Origin of the sequence: Mesorhizobium loti R88b (assembly GCF_013170845.1) — a bacterium.
GTDB lineage: Bacteria > Pseudomonadota > Alphaproteobacteria > Rhizobiales > Rhizobiaceae > Mesorhizobium > Mesorhizobium loti_B.
In genome coordinates this window covers 1266886-1290469 of record NZ_CP033367.1, presented here as the reverse complement: position 1 = coordinate 1290469, position 23584 = coordinate 1266886, and the positions used below count along the sequence as shown (strand labels likewise).

Annotated in this window: 21 protein-coding genes; 14 read left to right on the top strand and 7 right to left on the bottom strand. The window is 64.5% G+C overall.

Annotated features, from left to right (window positions below; translation table 11 throughout):
* Positions 1-3 precede the first annotated feature (3 nt).
* From EB235_RS06240 to atzF, 4 genes are read left to right on the top strand one after another with little or no spacing between them, the layout of a single operon-like run.
* Positions 4-1533 carry an ABC transporter ATP-binding protein gene (locus EB235_RS06240; protein ID WP_027031823.1) on the top strand — a complete coding sequence of 510 codons (1530 nt, stop codon included), beginning with the start codon at positions 4-6 and terminating at the stop codon, positions 1531-1533.
* The gene (locus EB235_RS06235; protein ID WP_027031824.1) at positions 1533-2201 is read left to right on the top strand and encodes a cysteine hydrolase family protein; all 669 of its coding nucleotides are present in this window, start codon (positions 1533-1535) and stop codon (positions 2199-2201) included. Before EB235_RS06240 ends, EB235_RS06235 begins: the two co-directional genes overlap by 1 nt.
* Positions 2194-2544 (top strand): cupin domain-containing protein, encoded by a 351-nt coding sequence (locus EB235_RS06230; RefSeq protein WP_027031825.1) that lies wholly within the window; start codon positions 2194-2196, stop codon positions 2542-2544. Before EB235_RS06235 ends, EB235_RS06230 begins: the two co-directional genes overlap by 8 nt.
* A complete protein-coding gene (gene atzF, locus EB235_RS06225; RefSeq protein WP_027031826.1) occupies positions 2541-4373 on the top strand; it encodes an allophanate hydrolase in 1833 nt (610 codons plus the stop codon). Before EB235_RS06230 ends, atzF begins: the two co-directional genes overlap by 4 nt.
* 63 nt (positions 4374-4436) lie before the next feature.
* Here atzF and bla read toward each other — a convergent pair whose 3' ends face one another.
* The gene (bla, locus tag EB235_RS06220; RefSeq protein ID WP_027031827.1) at positions 4437-5330 is read right to left on the bottom strand and encodes a class A beta-lactamase; all 894 of its coding nucleotides are present in this window, start codon (positions 5328-5330) and stop codon (positions 4437-4439) included.
* Positions 5331-5434: 104 nt separating this feature from the next.
* On the opposite strand from bla, the gene EB235_RS06215 reads away from it, so the two are divergent.
* A complete protein-coding gene (locus tag EB235_RS06215; RefSeq protein ID WP_027031828.1) occupies positions 5435-6304 on the top strand; it encodes a LysR family transcriptional regulator in 870 nt (289 codons plus the stop codon).
* 1 nt (position 6305) lies between these two features.
* Here EB235_RS06215 and EB235_RS06210 read toward each other — a convergent pair whose 3' ends face one another.
* Entirely contained in the window at positions 6306-7256 is a 951-nt protein-coding gene (locus tag EB235_RS06210) for a LysR family transcriptional regulator (protein ID WP_027031829.1), read from the bottom strand.
* A 91-nt stretch (positions 7257-7347) separates the two neighbouring features.
* On the opposite strand from EB235_RS06210, the gene EB235_RS06205 reads away from it, so the two are divergent.
* The 9 genes from EB235_RS06205 to EB235_RS06165 all read left to right on the top strand — a co-directional run bounded on the left by EB235_RS06205 (position 7348) and on the right by EB235_RS06165 (position 16739).
* Positions 7348-8211 (top strand): dioxygenase, encoded by an 864-nt coding sequence (locus tag EB235_RS06205; protein ID WP_032925653.1) that lies wholly within the window; start codon positions 7348-7350, stop codon positions 8209-8211.
* Positions 8208-9269 (top strand): maleylacetate reductase, encoded by a 1062-nt coding sequence (locus tag EB235_RS06200; RefSeq protein WP_027031831.1) that lies wholly within the window; start codon positions 8208-8210, stop codon positions 9267-9269. The genes EB235_RS06205 and EB235_RS06200 overlap by 4 nt, the downstream gene beginning before the upstream one ends.
* A 23-nt stretch (positions 9270-9292) precedes the next feature.
* On the top strand, positions 9293-10573 hold the full coding sequence (locus EB235_RS06195; RefSeq protein ID WP_027031832.1) for an ABC transporter substrate-binding protein: 1281 nt from the start codon (positions 9293-9295) through the stop codon (positions 10571-10573).
* A gap of 154 nt (positions 10574-10727) precedes the next feature.
* Complete coding sequence (locus tag EB235_RS06190) at positions 10728-11447, top strand: ABC transporter ATP-binding protein (RefSeq protein WP_027031833.1); 720 nt, start codon at positions 10728-10730, stop codon at positions 11445-11447.
* Positions 11447-12151: an ABC transporter ATP-binding protein gene (locus EB235_RS06185; RefSeq protein WP_027031834.1), complete on the top strand. Its 705-nt coding sequence runs from the start codon at positions 11447-11449 to the stop codon at positions 12149-12151. Before EB235_RS06190 ends, EB235_RS06185 begins: the two co-directional genes overlap by 1 nt.
* A gap of 1 nt (position 12152) precedes the next feature.
* Complete coding sequence (locus tag EB235_RS06180; RefSeq protein ID WP_027031835.1) at positions 12153-13016, top strand: branched-chain amino acid ABC transporter permease; 864 nt, start codon at positions 12153-12155, stop codon at positions 13014-13016.
* A gap of 3 nt (positions 13017-13019) precedes the next feature.
* The gene (locus tag EB235_RS06175) at positions 13020-14108 is read left to right on the top strand and encodes a branched-chain amino acid ABC transporter permease (RefSeq protein ID WP_027031836.1); all 1089 of its coding nucleotides are present in this window, start codon (positions 13020-13022) and stop codon (positions 14106-14108) included.
* A complete protein-coding gene (locus EB235_RS06170; RefSeq protein WP_027031837.1) occupies positions 14101-15855 on the top strand; it encodes an FAD-dependent oxidoreductase in 1755 nt (584 codons plus the stop codon). The genes EB235_RS06175 and EB235_RS06170 overlap by 8 nt, the downstream gene beginning before the upstream one ends.
* Before the next feature lie 5 nt (positions 15856-15860).
* Positions 15861-16739, top strand: a complete 879-nt coding sequence (locus EB235_RS06165; RefSeq protein ID WP_027031838.1) for an intradiol ring-cleavage dioxygenase — start codon at positions 15861-15863, stop codon at positions 16737-16739.
* Positions 16740-16774: 35 nt separating this feature from the next.
* On the opposite strand, the gene EB235_RS06160 is transcribed toward EB235_RS06165, so the two are convergent.
* From EB235_RS06160 to EB235_RS06140, 5 genes are all read right to left on the bottom strand, one after another.
* A complete protein-coding gene (locus EB235_RS06160) occupies positions 16775-18847 on the bottom strand; it encodes a 3-hydroxyacyl-CoA dehydrogenase NAD-binding domain-containing protein (RefSeq protein ID WP_027031839.1) in 2073 nt (690 codons plus the stop codon).
* A gap of 171 nt (positions 18848-19018) precedes the next feature.
* Positions 19019-19966: an ABC transporter permease gene (locus EB235_RS06155; RefSeq protein ID WP_027031840.1), complete on the bottom strand. Its 948-nt coding sequence runs from the start codon at positions 19964-19966 to the stop codon at positions 19019-19021.
* Positions 19967-19969: 3 nt separating this feature from the next.
* Positions 19970-20950, bottom strand: a complete 981-nt coding sequence (locus tag EB235_RS06150; protein WP_027031841.1) for an ABC transporter permease — start codon at positions 20948-20950, stop codon at positions 19970-19972.
* Between the two features lies 1 nt (position 20951).
* Positions 20952-22472, bottom strand: a complete 1521-nt coding sequence (locus EB235_RS06145; RefSeq protein ID WP_027031842.1) for a sugar ABC transporter ATP-binding protein — start codon at positions 22470-22472, stop codon at positions 20952-20954.
* A gap of 49 nt (positions 22473-22521) precedes the next feature.
* Positions 22522-23535 carry an ABC transporter substrate-binding protein gene (locus tag EB235_RS06140; RefSeq protein ID WP_027031843.1) on the bottom strand — a complete coding sequence of 338 codons (1014 nt, stop codon included), beginning with the start codon at positions 23533-23535 and terminating at the stop codon, positions 22522-22524.
* Between the last annotated feature and the right edge of the window lie 49 nt (positions 23536-23584).

The following is a 23584-nucleotide window of genomic DNA, read 5'->3' as shown; positions in this document are numbered from 1 at the left end:
GCGATGAGCGACAGCGTCAGAAAAGCCGTCGGCGCCGAGACCATCGGCATGACCATGCGCTTCGGCGGCTTCACGGCGCTGGACGCAGTCTCGGTGAAGGTGCCAGCGGGCTCGTTCCATGCGCTGCTCGGCGAGAATGGCGCCGGCAAGTCGACGCTGGTCAAATGCATGATGGGTTTTTATCACCCGACATCAGGCGACATGCTGGTCGATGGCCGCGAGGTCAAGATCGCCAGTCCGCGCGACGCCTCGGCGCTCGGACTCGGCATGGTCTATCAGCATTTTACGCTGGTGCCCTCGCTGACGGGTGCCGAGAACCTCGTCATCTCGCGCGAGAAGGTTCCCGGCATCATCGACTGGCACAAGGAGCGTGGCGATCTCTGCGTGTTCATGGAGCGCATGCCGTTCAAGCTGCCGCTCGATGTCAAGGTGGCGGAACTCGCCGCCGGTGAGAAGCAGAAGCTCGAAATCATCAAGCAACTCTATCTCGGCCGCTCCTTCCTGGTGCTGGATGAACCGACCTCGGTCCTCACGCCCGGCGAGGCGCAGGAGGTGCTGGGGCTGGTGCGCGACATGACCAAGGCCGGCGACCTGACCGTGCTGATGATCTCGCACAAGTTCCATGAGGTCACGGCCTTCGCCGACGATGTCAGCGTTTTGCGCAAGGGCAAACTCACGGGAACCGGCCGCGTCGCCGATCTCGACCACAAGGCGATGGCGGCAATGATGATCGGCGACCAGCCGATCGCCGCCCTCGACAGCCGTGCGGCGCCGAAACCGGACGCCGAGATCGTGCTCAAGGTCAAATCGCTGAAGGCGCCCGACCGCACCGGGCTGAAGTCGATCCGCATCGAGGATCTCGGCGTGCGTTCGGGCGAGATCGTCGGCATCGCCGGCATTTCCGGCAACGGCCAGAAGGAGTTTCTGGAAGTGCTGGCCGGCCAGCGTCCGCGCGACGCCGGCGAGGTGCTGGTGCGTGGTTCGGCCTACGCCGCGACGCGCGCCGAGGCGCGCGCGCTCCACGTACGGCTCATTCCCGAGGAGCCGCTGAAGAATGCCTGCGCGCCGAAAATGACGGTGGCCGAGAACATCTCTTTCCGTACCTTCGACATCGACGGCAACGGCAAACCGGTCAGCTGGATCAGCACCGGTGCTATCCGCGCCTTCAGCGCCAGACTGGTCGAGCAGTTCAAGGTCAAGACCGCCTCGCTGTCCTCGCCCATCGCCTCGCTGTCGGGCGGCAATGTGCAGCGCGCGGTGCTGGCTCGCGAACTGACCGGCGAGGTCGACCTGCTGATCGTCTCCAATCCCTGCTTCGGCCTCGACTTCTCGGCGGTGGCCGAAATCCGCGCCCGCATCATGAAGGCGCGCAATGCCGGGGCAGCCGTGCTTTTGATGTCGGAAGACCTCGACGAACTGCTGGAACTGTCGGACCGCATCTTGGTCATGTCGGACGGCGCGCTGGTCTATGAGACGCCGATCGCGCAGGCGAGCGTGCAGACCATCGGCGAGCATATGGCGGGACATCACTGATGGCTGAAATCGATGCGCAGCCATTTGCCTTCTCGTTCAAACCGCAGTCCATGGCGCTGGTCGTCATCGACATGCAGCGCGACTTTGCCGAGCCCGGCGGTTTCGGCGCCAGCCTCGGCAATGACGTCAGCCGGATCACCGCCATCGTGCCGACGGTGAAGAAATTGATCGAGGGCTTCCGTGCCGCCGGCCTGCCGGTCATCCATACGATGGAGTGCCACAAGGCCGACCTTTCCGACCTGCCGCCGGCCAAGCGCAATCGCGGCAATCCATCGATCCGCATCGGCGATGTCGGGCCGATGGGCCGCGTGCTGATCGTCGGCGAGCCGGGTACGGCAATCCTCGACGAGCTCAAGCCGCTGCCTGGCGAAATCGTCATCGAGAAACCCGGCAAGGGAGCCTTCTATGCAACGAGCTTTGGTGATGAGCTCAAGCGGCTCGGCGCGCAGCAACTGGTTTTCGCCGGAGTCACCACCGAAGTCTGCGTGCAAACGACGATGCGCGAGGCCAATGATCGCGGCTATGAATGTCTGCTCGCTGAAGACGCGACGGAAAGCTATTTCCCTGAGTTCAAGGCAGCGGCCATCGCCATGATCCGCGCCCAGGGCGCCATCGTCGGCTGGACGGCGACGACCGACCAGGTGCTGCAGGGACTTGCCCATGGCTAATCTGAGTTTTGCCGGCCTCGTCGATGGCGGTTGGCGCGACCTGGCGTTCGAGCCTTTTCGCGAGGGCATCACCGTGCACTGGCTGCTCAAGGGCGGACCGGTCGAGCCGTCGGTGGCGATCCTCGACTACCGGCCGGGCGCCGGCGTGCCACGTCATCGCCATGTCGGGCTGGAAACCATCGTCGTGCTCGAGGGCACGCAGAGCGACGAGAATGGCTGTTATCCCACCGGCAGCGTTATCCTGAACCCGGTGGGCACCGAGCATTCGGTGTGGACGAAGGACGGCTGCGTCGTGCTGATCCAGTGGGACCTGCCGGTGATCATTCTGGGAGAGGCCACATGAGCGAGATCCGCTTCGATATCGGCAGTCTGCACGCGGCCTATGCCAGCGGTGTCACGGTCGCCGCCATGATCGATGCCGTGCATGAGCGCATCGCGGCGGCGGCGGATCCCGGCATCTTCATTCATCTGCCCGGCAGAGCGGACATGCTGGCGCAGGCGCAAACGCTCGGACCGTTCGATCCGGTGGGCAAGCCGCTATGGGGCGTGCCGTTCGCGGTCAAGGACAACATCGACGTTGCCGGCATGCCGACCACCGCCGCCTGTGCCGAATATGCCTATACGCCCGATGCGGACGCCACCGTGGTGGCCCGGCTGAAGTCGGCCGGCGCGCTGGTGGTGGGCAAGACCAATCTCGACCAGTTCGCTACCGGCCTTGTCGGCGTGCGCACGCCGTACCCGATCCCAAGGAACGCTGTCGACGCCAACCTGGTGCCGGGCGGCTCCTCGTCGGGATCCGCCGTGGCGACGGCGCGCGGCATCGTTTCCTTCGCGCTCGGCACCGACACGGCCGGCTCCGGCCGCATACCCGCCGGCCTCAACAACATCGTCGGGCTGAAGCCGACCGTCGGCGCGCTGTCGGCCGCCGGCGTCGTGCCGGCCTGCCGCACGCTCGACTGCATCTCGGTGTTCGCGCTGACCGTCGACGACGCCTATGCGGTGTTCGGCGTCGCGGCGGCCAAGGACACGGCCGACGCCTATTCTCGCGCGGTCAAGGTGCCGGCGCTTGCCGCACGTCCGCCAGTGCTGAGCGTCGGCGTGCCGGCAAAGGCAGCCCTCAAATTCTTCGGCGACGCTTCGATGCAGGCGGGCTTCGAGGCTGCTCTTGTGATGCTGGAAAAGCTCGGCTGCCGGCTGGTCGAAATCCCGTTCGGCGATTTCTACGCCACCGCCAACCTCCTCTACGAGGGCGCCTGGGTGGCTGAACGCTACGCGGCGATCCGCGACTTCATGGACGCCAACGAGGCGGCCATGCATCCGGTGACGCGCAAGATCATCGGTGGCGCGCGCAATCTGTCCGCGGCCGACGCCTTCAAGGGGCTTTATGCGCTGCAGGCCTACAAGGCAAAGCTCGCGCCGGTCATCGCTTCGGTCGACCTGTTCTGCGTGCCGACCGCGCCGACGCATTATGCGCTGGACGCCGTGCTCGCCGACCCGATCACCACCAACAGCCGGCTTGGCACCTACACCAATTTCGTCAATCTGCTCGACATGTGCGGGATCGCCGTTCCGACTGGCAAGCGTGACGACGGGTTGCCAATGAGCGTGACGTTGCTGGCCATGGCGGGCAAGGATTGGCTTACGGCCGCACTGGCCCGTGACATCCATGCCGCGTGTGGCCTGTCGCTTGGCGCGACCGGCTGGGCGCAGTCGGGTAGCCCGCCGCTCGCCGAATGCACGCCGGACGCGATGATCGATCTGGTGGTTGTCGGCGCGCATCTTTCGGGCATGCCGCTCAATGGCCAATTGCGGGAGCTTGGAGCCCGGTTCTCGAGGAGCGCGAAGACAACGGCTGCCTATCGGCTCTATGCACTTGCCGGGCAAACCGTGCCCAAGCCTGGCCTCGTGCGCGTCGCCGGCAACGGCACGCAGATCGATGTCGAGGTCTGGCGGCTCGACCCGGACGCCTTCGGACGCTTCGTCGCCGCCATCCCGGCTCCGCTTGGCATTGGCACGATCGAACTCGACGACGGCACTTCGGCAAAAGGCTTCCTGGCCGAGACAGCCGGCCTGTTGGCGGCAACGGACATCTCGGTCCATGGCGGCTGGCGCAGCTTTATCGCCAATTCTCGCGAACCGGAGCGCCGTCTGGAGAGCGTCCCGAGCGGCTGATCGGGCGCCCCGGGAGCCGTCGCGTCCTCGACGATGACGCGACAAACTCCACGCCGATACGACCTACGCTTCGATCGCTTCGACCAAAGCCCGTGAGACCGAGGCTATCACCGCATTGCGCCTGGCGAGGCTCTGTTTTGTGCCCGTCAGATAGACCGACATCAGAATCGGATTGCCCGACGCCGGCCAGATGACGGCCGCGTCATTGGTGCTGCCACGGTCACCCGTGCCGGTCTTGTCGCCGCATTTCCAGCCTTTCGGCAGTCCTGTCCGGATACGGTCGTCGCCGGTCTTGTTGGCCACCAGCCATTCGACAAGCTGTGCCCGGCTCTTTTGCGAGAGGCTGTCGCCGAGAGCGAGGCGCTCATAGTCGTCGATCATGGCCAACGGCGAGGTCGTATCGCGCGGGTCGCTCGGCACGGATTCGTTCAGCTCCGGCTCGATGCGGTCGAGCCTGGTCACCTTGTCGCCGATCGAGCGCAGATAGGCGGTCAGTTGCGCCGGTCCGCCAAAGGAGTCCAGCAGCAGATTGGCGGCCCCATTGTCGCTGACGGTTACCGCAGCCTCGCAAAGCTGCGCCACCGTCATCTCGCCGCCGGCGTGGTTCTTGGTCGTTGGCGAACTCGCAACAACGGCGTTATGCGGAACCTTGATGCTGCGGTCGAGCTGTTCGATGCCGCCTTCGACGCGGTGCAGGATGAGTGCCGCGGCAAGTGTCTTGAAGGTGCTGCACATCGGAAACAGCTCATTCTCGCGATAGCCGAATTGCGCAGTCGTTCCGGCGATCCGGCAGGCCACGCCAAGCCGGCCGCCGCTTTTCGCCTCAAGCCGCCTTATTTTCGGCGTCAGCCCATCAAATTTTGTCAGGCTTGTTGCCGCCTTCGCCATCGCGCTCAACGTGCTGGGGGCCGTCAAAACCACCGCGAGACCACCAATGAAACTGCGTCTGCTTGTCATGTCCACACTCTCTCTTGCCCCGCGCCGCAGGACTGGACCCAATCCTATGCCGCCGCAAACGAGTAAACGTCGCCTCCGTCATAAGAAAAACTAGGGCTGGACCCATGAAGCGATCGCACCTCCCGCTGAATGGCTTGCGCGCTTTCGAGGCCGCCGCCCGGCATCTCAGCTTCACCGGCGCCGGTCTTGAACTGCGCGTCACCCAGGCCGCCGTTAGCCATCAGGTCAAGGGCCTTGAAGAGGTGCTTGGCGTCCGGCTGTTCCGCAGGCTGCCGCACGGGCTGACTTTAAGCGAAGAAGGCGAGGCGTTGCTGCCGGTTCTGAGCGACGCCTTCAACAGGATCGGCGTGACGCTCGATCGTTTCGAGGGCGGCCGCTTCCACGACATCGTCACCGTCGGTGTCGTCGGCACCTTCGCCTCGGGCTGGCTGATCCCGCGGCTTCCGATGTTCCACCGGGCCTATCCGGACATCGAATTGCGCGTCTCGACCAACAACAACCGGGTCAATCTGGCTGCCGACGGTCTCGACTTCGCCATCCGCTTCGGCGACGGCTCCTGGCCGGGGACAGACAACACGCCACTGCTGTCCGGCGCCTTCTCGCCCGCCTGCGCGCCCGACATCGCCGCGCGTCTGCGCGACCCCTTGGATCTCGGGCGCGAAACGCTACTCTGCTCCTACCGGGAAGACGAATGGCTGCGCTGGTTCGAGGCGGCCGGGCGCCATTGCCCGCCGATCAAGGGCATCGTCTTCGATTCTTCGGTCACCATGGCCAACGCCGCCGTGCAGGGTGCGGGCGTGGCGCTGCTGCCGGTGTCGATGTTCAGCCGCGAGCTTGGCTCCGGCCAGCTGGTCCAGCCCTTCAGCAGCACGGTCGAAGTCGGCCGCTACTGGCTGTCCGCGCGGCGCAGGCGCCAGAACTCACAGGCGATGACGACCTTCGCCGATTGGCTAAAGGTAGAGACGGCTGCCTAGGCTAAGCGCCCCAGACCACCGCTTGCTCGTGCCGCTTGATCAGGTGTTTGAGGTTGTCGAAACCCTGGCGGATGTGCTTGGCGAAGGCATCGACAGCCGGCGCCCGCGGCGTGTCGGCGAGCCTGAGCAGACCCAATGCCCGCTCGGGATGCGGGATCGCCAGCGGCAGCGCGGTGATCGCCTTGTCCCTGCGAAAGGCAAAGACCACACTATGTGGCAGCACGGTCAGCGCGTCGGTTTCCTTCATGTAGTTGATGGCGCTGGTCAGCGAGCCCCCGGAATAACGAATTTTTATCTCCGTGGCGCCGAGCGACAGAAGTAGGCTGCGCAAATCCTCCAGCAGCGGGCTGCCAGGTGGCGGCGCGATCCAGGGATAATCGAGCAGGTCGCTGGTTTTCAGCTTGCGCCGCAGCAACAACGGATGTGTCGACCGGCAAGCGACGACATTGCGGCCAGGCAGGATTTCGCGGAACTCCATCCCTGACCCCTCTTCCAGGATATCGATCGGACAGACGGCGAGGTCGATGCGATCGGCATTGATGGCCGCGCGCAGGTCCGGCAGATAGCCATAGCTCTGGTCGACGCGCACATCCGGATAGGCGTTCTGGAAATCGGCGATCATGCCGGAGATCAGCGCGTCCATGAAGAACGGCGTGCCGCCGACCCGCACCACGCCGGAGCGGCCCTGGCTGAAATTGGCGACGATGTCGGAGGCCTTGCGTGATGCCGCCAGCATCACCTGGCCATGATCGGCGAGCGCCCGGCCGAGCGGTGTCGGCTGCAAAGGCCGGCGGCCCTTCAGAAACAGCGGCTCGCCCAGCCGCTTCTCCAGCATCGACAATGTGCGCGAAACCGCCGGCTGTGACAGGCCGACAAGCGCGGCGCCCTCGGTGACACCGCCTGCCTGCACGACCGCCGCCAGCTGGATCAAATGCCGTTCATCGAGTTTCATACCGATATGGTATATTAAATCGGCCAGAAATCATCATCTTTGTATCCGGCCTCCGGTACTGTCCCTTGGTGAGATGGAACCGGGGAGGAGCATGTCACATCCAGGCATACCGTCGTTCAACGAGGCCAACTCCGCCGAGATGGTCGCCCAGCGCCTGTTGAAGGCCAAGGCCGGACCGTTGCCACGCTTCCTGGCGACTGTTGTCGACCATCTCCACCAGATCGTCCGGGAGACACGTCCGACAGCGGCGGATTGGCGGCAAGCCATCGCTTTCCTCACCGAAATCGGCCATGCAAGCGACGACAAGCGGCAGGAATGGGTTTTGCTGTCCGATCTGCTCGGCGTCACCGCGCTGGTCGAGGACATCAATTCCCGTCGCCCGAACGGCGCCACCCCCAACACCGGGCGCGGCCCGTTCTATCGTACCGACGCACCACGGCTGCCGCTCGGCGCCGACATTTCTCTCGATGGCGTTGGCGCGCCGCTGACCGTGTCGGGGCGGGTGACCGATCTCGACGGTATGCCTGTAGCGGGTGCGACCGTCGAAACCTGGCAGGCGAATTCACAAGGGTTCTACGAGAACCAGCAGCCCGATCTGCAGCCCGAATTCAATTTGCGCGGTGTCTTCATCACGGACAAGAACGGCTGCTTCAACTACCGCACCGTCAAGCCCGCTGGATACGGCGTACCGGATGACGGCCCGGTCGGGCAGATGCTTGGCCGGCTAAACTATCCGCTCAGCCGCCCGGCGCATCTGCATTTCCTCATCCGCGCTGACAATTTCGAGACCCTGACGACGCAAGTGTTCGAGCGCGGCGATCCGCGTCTCGGCGAGGACGCATTGTTCGGCGTCAAGCCCGAACTGGTCGGCGATTTCAAGCGTGCCGGCAACAGCTGGTCGCTCGATTTCAGTTTCGTCATGGCAATGGCGCGCAAAGGGAGCCGGGCGGCATGACGAGGCAGTTCACCTATTCCGGCAGCCCGGCACACATCGTCTTCGGCAATGGCGCCTCGTCGGAGGTCGGCTCATGGGTCGAGAAACTCGGCTGCAAGCGTGCGCTGGTGCTGTCGACGCCGCATCAGACAGCCGATGGTGAAGCGCTGGCGACGCGGCTTGGGCCGCTGGCGGCCGGCACCTTTTCGGGCGCCGCCATGCACACGCCGGTCGATGTGACCGAAGCCGCCATGAACACGGCAAAAGAAGTCAGCGCCGACTGCGTCGTCTCGCTCGGCGGCGGGTCCACCACTGGTCTCGGCAAGGCGATCGCGTATCGGACCGACCTGCCGCAGATCGTCATCCCGACCACCTATGCCGGCTCGGAAGTGACACCGATCCTCGGCCAGACCGAGAACGGCGTGAAGACCACCGTGCGCGATGCAAAAATCCTGCCGGAAGTGGTGATCTACGACCCCGAACTGACCATCGGCCTGCCCATAGCGATGAGCGTCACCTCAGGCCTCAACGCCATGGCGCATGCGGCCGAGGCGCTTTACGCGCAGGACCGCAATCCGGTCTCGACGCTGATGGCGACCGAGGGGCTGCGCGCCCTCAAAGCCGCACTTCCGGTGCTGGTGAAGGAGCCGAGGAATCTCGAGGCACGCGGCGACGCGCTCTACGGCGCCTGGCTGTGCGGCACCGTGCTCGGCGCCGTCGGCATGGCGCTGCACCACAAGATCTGCCACACGCTGGGCGGCTCCTTCGACCTGCCGCATGCCGAGACCCATGCGGTGATGCTCCCGCACACGATCGGCTTCAACGCCGTCGCCGTGCCCGAACTGCTCAGGCCCGTCGCCGACATCTTTGGCGGCAGCCCCGGCGGCGGTCTGCATGGTTTCGCCGCGTCCGTCGGCGCGCCGCTGACACTCAGGGAACTCGGCCTCAAGCGGGCGGATCTCGACCGCGCAGCCGAGACCGCGACGAAGAATCCATACTGGAATCCGCGGTCTTTCGACCGCGCCGCAATCCGCGCCCTGTTGCAGGACGCGTGGGAGGGAAGACGACCACAGAACTGACGGCAACACAGGGAGGAACAACAATGATTACCAGACGCGAGTTCATCCGGAATACGGCAGCCACCGGCTTGCTTGCCGGCACGTCGGGGCTGGCCATGCCGGCAATCGCCCAGAATGCGCCGATCAAGCTCGGCTATGTCAGCCCGCAATCCGGCCCGCTGGCCGCCTTCGCCGAGGCCGACAAATTCATCATCGACGGGTTTCTCGCCGCCACCAAGGCCGCCGGCCTCAACTACGAGGTCGTCGTCAAGGACAGCCAGTCCAACCCAAACCGGGCAGCGGAAGTCGCCAAGGAGCTGATCGTCACCGACAAGGTCAATCTGATGCTTGTCGCCTCGACGCCGGAGACCACCAACCCGGTCGCAACCACCTGCGAGGCGGAAGAGGTGCCGTGCCTGTCGACCGTAGCACCCTGGCAGCCCTGGTTCATCGGCCAGCAAGGCAATCCCGGCGACCCCTCCTCGTGGAAGCCGTTCAACTATGCCTACCATTTCTTCTGGGGGCTAGAAGACGTCATTGCCGTCTTCACCAACATGTGGGCACAGGTCGAGACCAACAAGAAGGTTGGCGGCCTGTTCCCCAATGACGGCGACGGCAATGCCTGGGGCGACGGCACGGTCGGCTTCCCGCCGGTATTGGCCAAGGGCGGCTACGGGCTGACCGACACCGGCCGCTACCAGAACCTGACCGATGATTTCTCGGCGCAGATCAACGCCTTCAAGGGCGCGTCCTGCGAAATCATCACCGGCGTGATGATCCCGCCCGATTTCACCACCTTCTGGAACCAGGCCAAGCAGCAGGGTTTCACGCCCAAGGTCGCCTCGATCGGCAAGGCGCTGCTGTTCCCGCAATCGGTCGAGGCGCTCGGCAAGTCCGGCCACAATTTGTCGTCGGAGGTCTGGTGGACGCCGAACCATCCGTTCAAATCGTCACTGACCGGCGAAAGCTCGGCACAGGTAGCGGCGGGCTTCACCAAGGCCACCGGACGCCAATGGACGCAGCCGATCGGCTTTGTCCATGCGCTGTTCGAGATCGCCGTCGATGTCATGAAGCGGGCGGGCGAAGCCGGCGACGGCGACAAGGTGGCAGCGGCGATCGCCGCAACCAAGCTCGACACGCTGGTCGGACCGATTGCCTGGGATGGCGCCAAGCTGCCGCCCTTCGCCGCCAAGAACATCGCCAAGACGCCGCTGGTCGGCGGCCAGTGGCGGCTGAAGGACGGCGGCGGCTATGACCTCGTCATCACCGACAACAAGACCGCTCCGAACATCCCGACCGGCGGCAAGATGGAAGCGATCGGATGAGCCGTCACGCACAACTTCCCTTCTCCCCGTTTACGGGGAGAAGGTGGCCCGAAGGGTCGGATGAGGGGCAGCGCCAAGTTCGACAAGGCTGGCTCCGCCCCTCATCTGCCTGCCTGCACCTTCTCCCCGTGAACGGGGAGAAGAGAGGCTAGCCATGCCCATCCTCGCGCTCGCCAATGTCTCGAAACGCTTCGGTGCCCTGACGGTCGCCGACGCGGTTTCGTTCGAGCTTGGCGAGGGCGAGGCGTTGGGCATCATCGGCCCGAACGGCGCCGGCAAGTCGACGCTGTTCAACCTGATCACCGGCAACATAGCGGCCGACGCCGGTACCATCACCTTCGATGGCCGCGACGTGACAAGACTGCCGCCGATGCAACGGTGCTTTGCCGGCGTCGGCCGCTCCTTCCAGATCCCGCAGCCTTTCGAGAAGCTGACCGTGTTCGAGAACCTGCTGGTGGCTGGCGCCTTCGGGGCGCGCAAGTCCGAAGCCGAGGTGAGCGACCGCTGCGCCGAGATCCTGGTCGAGACCGGGCTGATCGACCGCGCCAACCATCCGGCCGGCGGCCTGAGCCTGCTGCAGCGCAAGCGGCTGGAACTCGCCCGTGCCCTCGCGACTGAACCAAGGCTGCTGCTGCTGGACGAGATCGCCGGTGGGCTAACCGAGGGCGAATGCGGCATGCTGGTCGACACGATCAGAGGCATCCACAAGGGCGGCATGTCGATCATCTGGATCGAGCATGTGCTGCATGCGCTGAATTCGGTGGTCGAGCGGCTGCTGGTGCTCAATTTCGGCAAGATCATCGGCATGGGCGTGCCCGACACCGTCATGGCGTCGCGCGAGGTCCGCGAAATCTACCTCGGGATCGAAGTCTGATGGCGCTGCTCGAGACCAGAAACCTCATTGCGCGCTATGGCGATTTCCAGGCGCTGTTCGGCGTCGACATCGCGCTGGATCCGGGCGAGACGATTGCGATCATCGGCGCCAACGGCGCCGGCAAGACGACGCTGATGCGCTCGATTTCAGGCATACTGGCGAACCAACCGGACGCGGTGCTGTTCGACGGTGAGAAAATCGGCGCCCTGCCCGCGCCCGACATCGTTGCGCGCGGCATCGCCATGGTGCCGGAGGGCCGAAAACTGTTTCCCTCGCTTAGCGTCGAGGAGAACCTTCTCATTGGCCGCTACGGCCGCGCGGTCGAAGGACATTGGAACCTGGACACCGTCTACGAGCTGTTCCCGATCCTCAGGGAGCGGCGCGCCAATCCCGGCACCGCTCTGTCCGGCGGCCAGCAGCAGATGGTGGCGATCGGCCGGGCGCTGATGTCCAACCCGCGCGTGCTGCTGTGTGACGAGATCAGCCTTGGCCTGGCGCCGGTCGTCATCAAGGATATCTACGCCGCCTTCCCGCGCATCCGCGCAGCCGGCGCTTCGATCGTCGTGGTCGAGCAGGACATCGGCAAGGCGCTGAAGGTCGCCGACCGCGTCTACTGCATGATGGAAGGCCGCATCACGCTGTCGGGTGCGCCATCGGATCTGACACGCGAAAAAATCCATGCCGCCTATTTCGGGGCGGCCTGACATGGCGTGGCTCGACACCATCATCCAGGGCATTCTGCTCGGCGGCCTCTACGCCCTCTTCGCGGCGGGCCTCAGCCTCGTCTTCGGCATCATGCGGTTGGTCAATCTGGCGCATGGCGACCTCATCGTGCTTGCCGCCTTCCTGATTCTGGTGCTGGTCTCGGCCCTTGGCCTCAATCCATTCTTGGCGGCATTGGTGGCGATGCCGGTGATGTTCGCCATCGGCTGGGCGCTGCAATTCTTCCTGCTCAACCGCACATTGGGCACCGACATATTGCCACCGCTGCTGGTCACCTTCGGCCTGTCTGTCGTCATCCAGAACGGCCTGCTCGAAGGCTTTTCCGCCGACAGCCGCCGTATCCCGGTCGGCGGGCTGGACTCCGCTTCCGTGGCGCTTGGGCCGATCAATGTCGGCGTCATGCCGTTGTTGACGCTCGCCTCGGCCATCGCGGTGATCGTCGGGCTGAACCGGCTCTTCTATCGCACCTCGCTCGGCCGCGCCTTCCGCGCCACCTCGGACGACCCGGTCACCGCCGGGCTGATGGGCATCCAGCCGAAGCGGATTTTTGCAACGGCCACCGGCATCGCCATGGTGGTGGTGACGATCGCTGCCCTCTATCTCGGCACGCGCGCCAATTTCGATCCAACCATCGGACCGGCGCGGCTGATCTATGCCTTCGAGGCGGTTATCATCGGCGGCCTGGGCTCGCTATGGGGAACGCTCGCCGGCGGCATTGTCATCGGCATCGCGCAGACCTTTGGCGCGGCGATCAATCCGGAATGGCAGATCCTGGCCGGACATCTGGCTTTCCTCGTCGTGCTGCTGGTCCGGCCGCGTGGCCTGTTCCCGCGTGCGGTGGATTGAGCCATGACCGACACCTCGCTAACACCCTGGAGAGTCGAAACGCAGACCAAAGCGTCAGCGATATCAGCCATCGTCGCCGCGCTCGTTATCCTGCTCGCCTTCGCCGCGCCGCTGTTCGCCTCGCGCAGCGTGCTTCAGGATCTGTTCTTCATCCTGACCATGCTTGTGCTGGCACAGAATTGGAACCTGCTCGCCGGCTATGCCGGGCTGGTCTCGGTGGGACAACAAGCCTTTGTCGGCTTCGGCGCCTACACCATGTTCGCGCTTGTCATCCTCGCCGGGCTCGACCCGCTGATCGCAATCTTGCTCGCCGGCATCGCCAGCGCCTTGCTCGCCATCCCGACCGCCTTCTTCCTGTTTCGCTTGCAGGGCGCCTACTTCGCCATCGGCAGCTGGGTCATCGCCGAAGTGGTGCGGCTGGGGCTGGCGCAGTGGAAAATGCTGGGCGGCGGCACCGGCACATCGCTGCCACGCGAGGCGACCCGCGACATGCCGGCGCTGAAGCTGGTCGGCGAACTGTTCGGCGTCAAATCTTCCGGCGCCGGCGATATCCTGACCTACTGGCTGGCGCTGCTGCTCGCCATCGCCACGATCGGCCTCGTCTATCGCCTGCTGCGCTCGAAGCAAGGGCTCGGGCTCGCCGCCGTACGCGACAACCAGGAAGCGGCGCGCTCGGTCGGCGTCGACGCGCGCCGCATGAAGACGCTGGTCTATCTGGCGGCGGCTTTCGGCACCGGCCTCTGCGGCGCGCTGATCTATGTGCAGAAGGCGCGCATCTCCCCCGACGCCGCCTTCTCCGTCGTCGACTGGACCGCCTATGTCATCTTCATCGTCGTCATCGGCGGCATCGGCACCATCGAGGGCCCGATCGTCGGCGTCATCGTCTTCTATATTCTGCAAAACCTGCTGGCCGATTACGGCTCCTGGTATCTGCTGATCCTCGGGCTGATCGGCATCGTCATCATGCTGTTTGCGCCGCGCGGCCTGTGGGGCCTGTTCGCCGAGCGCAGCGGCATCCAGCTTTTTCCGGTCCGCCGCCGGCTGACGGGTGGACCTGTACCATTGACCAAAAAGGGAGGACCGCATGGCTGACATTTCCACCGACGTGCTGACCATCGGCACCGGGCCGGCGGGCTCGGCGACCGCAGCGCTGCTTTCGACCTATGGCGTCGAGAACATGGTCATCAACCGCTATCGCTGGCTGGCCGCGACGCCGCGCGCCCACATCACCAACCAACGCACCATGGAAGTGCTGCGCGACCTCGGCCAAGAGGTCGAGGCGGAAGCCTATATGCACGCCACCGAACAGGATTTGATGGGCGAGAACGTGTTCTGCACCTCGCTTGCCGGCGAGGAGATCGGCCGCATGCGCAGCTGGGGCAAGCACCCGCTGTCGCGCGCCGAGCACCTGCTCTCCTCGCCCGCGCACATGAACGATTTGCCACAGACCTTCATGGAGCCGCTGCTGTTCAAGACGGCGTGCTCGCGCGGCACGCAATCGCGCATGTCGATGGAATATCTGTCCCATGTCCAGGATGATGACGGCGTCACCACCACCTGCCGCGACCGGCTGACCGGCAAGGATGTCACCATCCGCTCAAAATATCTGGTCGGCGCCGATGGCGGCAATTCGCTGGTCGCCGAACATGCCGGCCTGCCTTTCGAAGGCAAGATGGGCGTCGGCGGCTCGATGAACATCCTGTTCAAGGCCGATCTGTCGAAATACGTCGCCCACCGTCCCTCGGTGCTCTACTGGGTGGTGCAGCCGGGCGCCGATGTCGGCGGCATCGGCATGGGCCTGGTGCGCATGATCCGGCCATGGAATGAATGGCTGATCGTCTGGGGCTATGACATCAACCAGCCGGCGCCCAAGGTCGACGACGCCTTCGCCAGGAAGGTCGCGCGTGACTTGGTCGGCGATCCCGAGCTGGAGATCGAGATCCAGTCGGTGTCGACCTGGACCGTCAACAACATGTACGCCACGCAGACCTCCAAGGGCCGCGTCTTCTGCATGGGCGATGCCATCCATCGCCACCCGCCATCGAACGGACTGGGATCCAACACCTCGATCCAGGACGGTTTCAATCTCGCCTGGAAGCTTGCCTATGTCATCAAGGGCAAGGCCGGCCCAAAACTGCTCGACAGCTATTCGCAGGAGCGCGCGCCAGTGGCCAAGCAGATCGTCACCCGCGCCAACAAGTCGATCGAGGAATTCGGCCCGATCTTCAAGGCGCTCGGCCTGCTCGATTCCATCGACCCGGTGAAGATGCAGTCCAACATGGATGCGCGCTGCGACGACACGCCGGCGGCCGAAGCGCAGCGCGCGAAGATCCGCGAGACCATCGCCTCCAAGGTCTACGAGTTCGACGCCCATGGCGTCGAGATGAACCAGCGTTACAAATCGAACGCCATCGTTACCGACGGCCAGAAGGAACCGGCTTTCGAGAAGGACGCCGAATTGCATTACCAGCCGACATCCTGGCCCGGCGCACGAGTGCCGCATGTCTGGGTACATTCGGATCGAGGCGACAAGGTTTCCACGCTCGACCTGACCGGCCATGGCAGATTCACCGTGCTGACCGGCATTGGCGGCCAGGGTTGGCTGGACGCTGCCAAGGCGGTTGGCAAGGAACTGGGCATCGACATATCAGGCCATCTGATCGGCCCGCGCCAGCCCCGGCAGGATTTCTCCGGCGACTGGGCGCGCGCCCGCGAAATCCGCGACAGCGGCATTCTGCTGGTGCGGCCCGACCAGCATGTCGGCTGGCGCAAGGACGCGATCAGCGGCAATCCCGCGGCGGATCTGCGCAAAGCTCTGACATCAATCCTGGACAGGTGAGAGACATGGAAGCGCACGAAAAAGGCTTCTTCACCGAGGCGAATTCGGTCGAGGTTGTCACCGGCCGCAACAAGAACGCCAGGGATGAGCGGCTGAAGGCGGTGATGGAGGTCATCACCCGCAAACTGCATGAGGCGGTCAAGGAGATCGAGCCGACGCAGGACGAGTGGTTCGAGGCCATTCTGTTCCTGACCAAGACCGGCCAGCTCTCCACCGAATGGCGGCAGGAGTTCATCCTGTTGTCCGATGTGCTCGGTGTCTCGATGCTGGTCGACGCCATCAACAACCGCAAGCCGTCGGGCGCTTCGGAATCGACGGTGCTCGGTCCCTTCCATCTCGCCGACGCGCCGGAACTGCCGATGGGTGCCAACATCTGCCTCGACCAGAAGGGCGAGGACATGTTCATCCATGGCCGCATCCTCGACACCGAAGGCAGGCCGATCGCAGGTGCCGTGCTCGATGTCTGGCAGGCCAATGACGAAGGGTTCTATGACGTGCAGCAGAAGGGCATCCAGCCCGACTTCAACCTGCGTGGCGTCTTCCGCACCGGCGACGACGGGCGCTACTGGTTCCGCGCGGTGAAGCCGAAATTCTACCCGATCCCCGATGACGGCACGGTCGGCAAACTACTGCATGCGCTCGGCCGCCACCCCTACCGCCCGGCGCATCTGCACTACATCCTCAAGGCTGACGGCTTCGAGACGCTGACCACCCACATCTTCGATCCCGACGATCCCTACATCAATTCGGACGCGGTGTTCGGCGTGAAGGAGAGCCTGCTCGCCGAATTCAAGCGGATCGAGGATCCGGCACGCGCCAAGGGCCTCGAATTCGCCGGCCCGTTCTGGGAGGTCGAGCACGATTTCGTGCTGGCGAGGGACTAGGGATAGGCGAATTCTTGCCCGCTGGGATAGCGTGGTCAAGCAGTCGGGTCGGTCTCCCACGAGCCGGCCTCTGCCATCCGCTTCAGCAGCGGGGCCGGCTTGAAGACATCCTTGCCGGTCTGACGATGCCAGTGGTCGAGCCGGTCGATAATCCTGGCGGCCCCTTCAAGGCCAGCCCAGAACATCGGACCTCCCTTGCCGATCGGGAACCCGTAGCCGTTGACCCAGACGACATCGATGTCAGAGGCGCGGGCCGCGATCTTCTCTTCCAGTATTTTCGCGCCCTCGTTGACCAGCGGATAGAGCGTGCGCTCGATGATTTCCTCGGCCCGGATCTCCCTCGGTTTGATGCCCTTCTCCGCAGCCTTTTCGCGGATCAGCGTCTCGACCTCGGGATCAGGGACACCCGCGCGCGCACCGGCCTCGTAGAGATAGAACCCCCGGCCGGTCTTCTGGCCGAAGCGTCCCTGTTCGCACAGCGTGTCGGCGATGACAGCCGTCAGGCCGCGCGCCTTGCGGTTGCGCCAGCCAATGTCGAGGCCGGCGAGATCACCCATCTGGAACGGCCCCATCGGCCAGCCGAAATCCGTGAACGCCTTGTCGATCTGACTGGGTGTCGCGCCCTCCAGCAGAAGCGCCTCGGATTCCGAGCCACGCGCGGCCAGCATGCGGTTGCCGACGAAGCCGTGGCAGACACCGACGACGACAGCCACCTTGCCGATCCTGCGCGCCATATCGACCGCGGTCGCCAGCGCATCGGGTGCGGTCTTGTCGGCGCGCACGATCTCCAGCAGCTTCATGACATTGGCCGGCGAGAAGAAATGCAGGCCGAGCATGTCCTGCGGCCGCGAGATCGAAGCGGCGATCTCATTGATGTCGAGATAGGAGGTGTTGGTGGCAAGGATGGCGCCCGGCTTGGCTATCGCGTCGAGCTTGCCAAAGACGTCCTTCTTGACCGCCATGTCCTCGAACACCGCCTCGACGATCAGGTCGCAATCGGCGAGATCGGCATAGTCGGTGGAACCCTTGAACTGGGCAAGACGCTGACGCTTGGCGTCTTCGTTCAAGGAGCCGCGCGAGACCGAAACGGCATAGTTCTTCTCGATCGTCGCCAACCCGCGATCCAATGCCTCCCGGCTGGTTTCCAGCAAGGTGACGGGATAGCCGCCATTGACGAGGGCCATGGCGATGCCGCCACCCATCGTGCCGGCGCCGATGACGCCGACGCGGCCAATCCTGCGCTTGGGCGTATCCTTGCCCGGAATCTTAGCCGCCTCACGTTCGGCGAAGAACAGATGGCGCTGCGCTCGGGACTGGTCGCTGGCGACCAGTTTCACAAACAGTGCACGCTCCGCCCCAAGCGCTTCGTCGAAGGTCAGCGTGACGGCGTTGCGCACCGCTTGCGCGCAAGCGATCGGCGCTTCGAGACCACGTGCCTTTTTCGCAAGATCCGCCGCCTCTGCATCGAAAGCCGTCAGATCAGTTTCTCCAAGCAAGTCATTGCGATCGCGCACTGGCGTGAACGGACCACCCCTGCGGGCGATTTCCCGGGCGAAGTTCACAGCATGCGTGGCCAGATCGCCTTCAAAGACGGCATCGACCAGACCGGCGGCATGCGCCTCGGTCGCGCCAATCGGCGTGCCTGAAACGATCATCTTCAGCGCCTTCACCGCACCGACGAGGCGCGGCAGCCGCACCGTGCCGCCGCCGCCCGGCAGCAGGCCGAGCTTCACTTCCGGCAGGCCAAGCTTGGCGCCGGCATCGGCAACGCGAAAATGGCAACCGAGCGCCAGTTCCAGGCCACCACCAAACGCGGTCCCGTGGATCGCAGCGACGGTCGGCTTGGTGATGCTCTCAAGTGCCACGATCAGGGCGCGCAGATCCGGCTGCTGTACCGGTTTGCCGAATTCCGTAATGTCGGCGCCGGCAACGAAGGTCCGGCCAGCGCAAGCGATGACGATGGCCGCAACCGAAGCATCGTCGCGCAAGGCGACCAGCGCCTGCATCAGCGGCGCGCGGACATGAAAACTCAGCGCATTGACCGGCGGGTTGTCGATGGTGACGAGGGCGATATCGCCGTCGCGGCTGGTCTTCACGAAGTTGGACAAGCAAACCTCCGGGCAATGGTATGCGGCTGCAGCCGCGAGGACGGGATTTACAGCGCTTGCACGCGGATGGGAACCGGATGCCGACCTGGCACAATGATTAGCGCTGGCCGGCGGCCTCGGCCGCCAGCGTCTCCGGCATCGTCATGCTGACGCACGCAATTTGGGGCCGGCTCACCGCACCGCCTTCTCACCACCAGCAGCCGTAATCACGCCCACGATGATCAGCCCTGTCAGCAGCAGCCGCACGCCGGCACTGACCCCAAACGTGTTGAGCATGGTCAAAAGCAGCACCAGGAACAGCGCCGCGCCCCACACGCCCGGCACATTGGCCTTGCCGCCGGCTACAGACGTGCCGCCGATGACGACGACTGCGATCGAGGCCAGCAGATATTCATTGCCGATGTCGACATTGGCGCCGCGGAAATAGCCGGCGAGCAGGGCACCATCAATGCCGCCGAGCGCCCCTGACAGCGTGTAGGTGAGGAAGCGGATGCGGCCGACATTGACGCCGGCGAGCCAAGCGGCGCGGATGTTCTGGCCGATCGCCAGCACAGAGCGGCCATAGATCATGCGCTGCAGCGCGATGGCCGCGCCGATGGTGAACAGCACGGTGAGGATCGCCAGCACCGGAATGCCCAGCACCTGCCAGTTGGCGAAATCGGCGAAACCGGGCGGCGGCTTGATCTGCAGCCCGCGCCCGTAACTGATGTCGATCGACTGGATGATGAAACTCGCCGACAGCGTGGCGATGATCGGCGGAATGCGCAGCGCCCAGATCAGCAGGTAGTTGACGGCGCCGATCGCGGCGCCGCAAGCGAGCGCCGCCAGCAGCCCGACGATGATCATGGAATCGCTGCCGCCCATGACTTTCATGGCAACGGCGCTGGCGAGGCCGATATTGGCCGGCAGCGACAGGTCGACATTGCCGGGGCCGAGCGTGATGACGAACATCTGGCCAACGCCGACGATGACGGTGAATACGGCGAGCGACAGCGCCGCCGTCACCATGCCGCCGGCGCCATAACCGCCCGTAAAGATGATCGTCGCCAGCCACACGACAAGTGCGCCGATGAAGGACCAGACCCAGGGTTTGCCAGCCAGCGATTTCACCAGAACCATCGCTCACCTCTCCCTGCGGCTGATCAGCACCCGCGCCGCCAGCACGATGATCAGGATGGCGCCGTTGGCGGCCACTTGCCAGTCGGGCGGGATGTGCATGAAGGTGAGCAGTGGCGAGGCGGCCAGCGCCAGGGTCAGCGCGCCGATCACCGCGCCGATCGGCGACACCCGCCCACCGACGAACTCGCCGCCGCCGAGGATGACGCCGGCGATCGCCAGCAGCGTGTAGCCATTGCCGATATTGGCGTCGGCCGAGGTGGTGATGCCAATCAGCGCCATGCCCGACAGCACACCGAACAGCCCGGCCAGCGCAAACAGTACGATCTTGGTTTTGAGCAGCGACCACCCGGCACGCTTGAGCGCCGCCGGATTGCCGCCGGAACCACGCAGAATTACCCCGTAGGAGGTGCGCATCAGGCCGAAATGGACGATGAGCCCGATCAGCAGCGCGGCAATGATCGGGAACGGCACGAAAGGCGGCTTGAAGGACATGATCGCCAGCAGCCAGTCCGGGGCCTTGCCGCCCGGCTTGGGCAAAACGAGGATGGCCAGCCCCTGCCAGACGAAGCTCATGCCGAGCGTGACCACGATCGACGGCAGATTGCGCAGATGGATCAGCGCGCCGAGCAGCGCATAGATGCCGATAGAACCGAGCAGGATCAGGACGCCGAGCAGCGGCGCGTCCTTCAGCCAGGTCGCGGTAACACAGCCGACGAAACCGACAAAGGTGCCGATCGACAGATCCAGCTCGTTTCCGGCGATGACGAACATCTGCGCAATCGTCGCCAGCGCGATGGGGATCGCCAGGTTCAGCATCAGGCTGAAGCCGAAATAGCTGATGGCGCGCGGATTGAGCCAGGCGATGGCGATCAGCACAAACGCCAGCGAGAGCGCCGGCAACAGCCCACGCAGCAGACGGGCGCGGGCCAGTGCGCCACGCTCGGCGGAGTTCTTTCGACCGGTGTCGAGGCTCGCTGCCGTCATCTCAGGCCGCGTCGCCGAAAGAGGACTGGATGATCTTCTCTTCGGTCAATTCGTCGCGGCGCAGATTGGCGACGATGCGGCCGTTCTTGAAGACATAGATGTGGTCGCAATTGTCGAGCTCTTCGGTTTCCGTCGTGTACCAGAGGAAGGTGCGGCCATTGCGCGCTTCCTCGCGCACGAGATCGTAGACCTCCAGCTTGGTGCCGATATCGACGCCGCGCATCGGATCGTCCATCAGCACGATTTTCGCGTCGGAGCCGAGCGCACGGGCAAACAGCGCCTTCTGCTGGTTGCCGCCCGATAGCGAGAAGATGTTGTTGTTCATGTCGGGCGTACGTATAGCGATCTTCTTCTGCCAGAACTGGGCAAGCTCGGCCTCGCGTTGCGGCGAGATCAGCAGTCCGCTGCGCAACCGCGCCAGCGAGCGGATGCCGATGTTCTCAGTGATCGACCATTGCGGAAAGATGCCGTCCGACTGGCGGTCGCCAGCCACCAGCGCCACCGGCGCGGTCACCTCGATGCCGGCCTTGGCGCGCGATGCGGCGGCGAAAATCGCCAGCAGCAGGTCCGTCTGGCCATGCCCGGCAAGCCCTGCCAGGCCGATGATCTCGCCGGCATGGGCGACAAGTTCGGAACCATCCTTCTGCACAGCGGGTCGCGCGCGAACGCGCAACGGGCTGGCTGCCGGCTTGGTGGCAGCAATTTCGGCCGCGATCTTTTGGCGTGCTTCCGCTCCGCCCATTGCCGCTACCAGGCGGTCTCGGTCGAAGGCGCCGGCAGCGTCCGTGACAACCACCTTGCCGTCGCGCATCACCACGATGCGGTCGGCATTCCTCAGCACCTCGCCCAGCACGTGCGAAATCAGGATGCAGCTTTTGCCGCTGGCAACGAAACGGCGCACGAAAGCCAGCAACTGGCCTGATGTATGCGCGTCGAGCGACGATGTCGGCTCGTCGAGAATGACGAGGTCGAGCCGGTCCTGCGTCACCGTGAAGGCGCGCGCCACCTCGACCATCTGGCGCCGCCCGATCGAGAGATCACCGACAATGTCCAAGGCCGAGATGCCGTGATCCGGGAAGATCTCATCGAGCTTGGCCGTGATCAGCGCGGCCGCCTTGCGCCGCCAGCCGTAGCCGGTGAGCGAGGCATGGTTGATACGCGTGTTCTCGGCGATGCTGAGGTTGGGACATAGCGACAGTTCCTGGAAGACGCAGCGTATGCCGAGCTTTTGCGCCCGCGACACCGAGTAGTTGTCCTCGACGCCGCCATGCACGCCGATCTTGCCACTGTCGGGCATGAGCGTGCCCGCCACCATGTGCATCAGCGTCGATTTACCGGCGCCATTGTGGCCGACCAGGCCGACGCACTCGCCGGGCCCGACATGGAAATCCACCCCGCCAAGCGCCCTGACGGCGCCGAAATGCTTTTCGGCACCGTCAAGTCTTACAATCTCGATATTGGCGGCGCCGAAATGTTTTTCGGCGCCGTTCAGTCTGATGATGTCAGCGTTCCCTTCAGGCATGCCTAGAGATATCCGCGCGATGGTACGAAGGGCAACGCTGCCGTGACACTTACTTGATGTTGGCTTTGATGGCCGCCAGGGCATCTTCCTGTGTGTATTCGTGGGTGGCGACGCCGCCCTCCTTGATCTTCGGCAGGGCTGCCTCGAAATCATCCTGGGTGAAGGCCAGATACGGCACCAGCAGATCGTGCGGAATGTCCTTGCGGCCATCGAGCACCTGCTGCGCCACCCAGAAGGCGAGCGACGACACGCCGGGCGCGATCGAAGCCGACCAGGTCTTGTAGCCGTCCTTGTCCTTCTGTTCCTTCCACCATTTCAGCTCATCCTGCCGGTTGCCCATGATGATGGTAGGGCGCGGCTTGCCGGCGGCGGCGAAGGCCTGTGCGGCGCCATAGCCATCACCGCCCTGGTCGACGATGCCGACGACATCGGGCAGCGAGGGCAGGATGGTCGCGACAGCCTTCTGCGCCGTGGTCTGATCCCAGTCGCCGGTCACCGAGCCGACGATCTTGAATTCGGGATGGGCGGCAACGCCTTCGAGGATGCCGGCATGGATGGCATCGTCGATCGAGGTACCGGCCAGGCCACGGATTTCCAGCAGATTCCCGCCCTTGGGCTGGAATTTGGCCATCTGCTCGACTTCCTGCTTGCCCATGTCCTTGAAGTCGACGACGACGCGGTAGGCGCAGGGCTCGGTGACGGTGCCGTCGAAGGAGACGACGGTGATGCCGGCGTCGCAGGCCTGCTTGATGGCGCCGTTGAGCGCATCCGGCGAAGCGGCGTTGATGACGATGGCGTCATAGCCTTGCAGGATCAGGTTCTGCACCTGGGCTGCCTGCGTCGGCACTTCCTTGTCGGCGGTGGTGAAGATGTCGGCGGCGCCGACGATCTTGTCGTCGACCGCCTTCTTGGTGACGATGCCATAGCTGTCGAGCATCGCCTGGCGCCACGAATTGCCGGCGTAATTGTTGGAGAATGCGATCTTCTTGCCGCTGGTGTCGGCAAATGCCGTGCCCGATGCGAGCATCGCGGCAAGGGTACCCAATACGAACAGTTTCTTCATATCATACTCCTCCCAAGAGTTGCTGGTCATGCTGATTGGTGGATGGTGT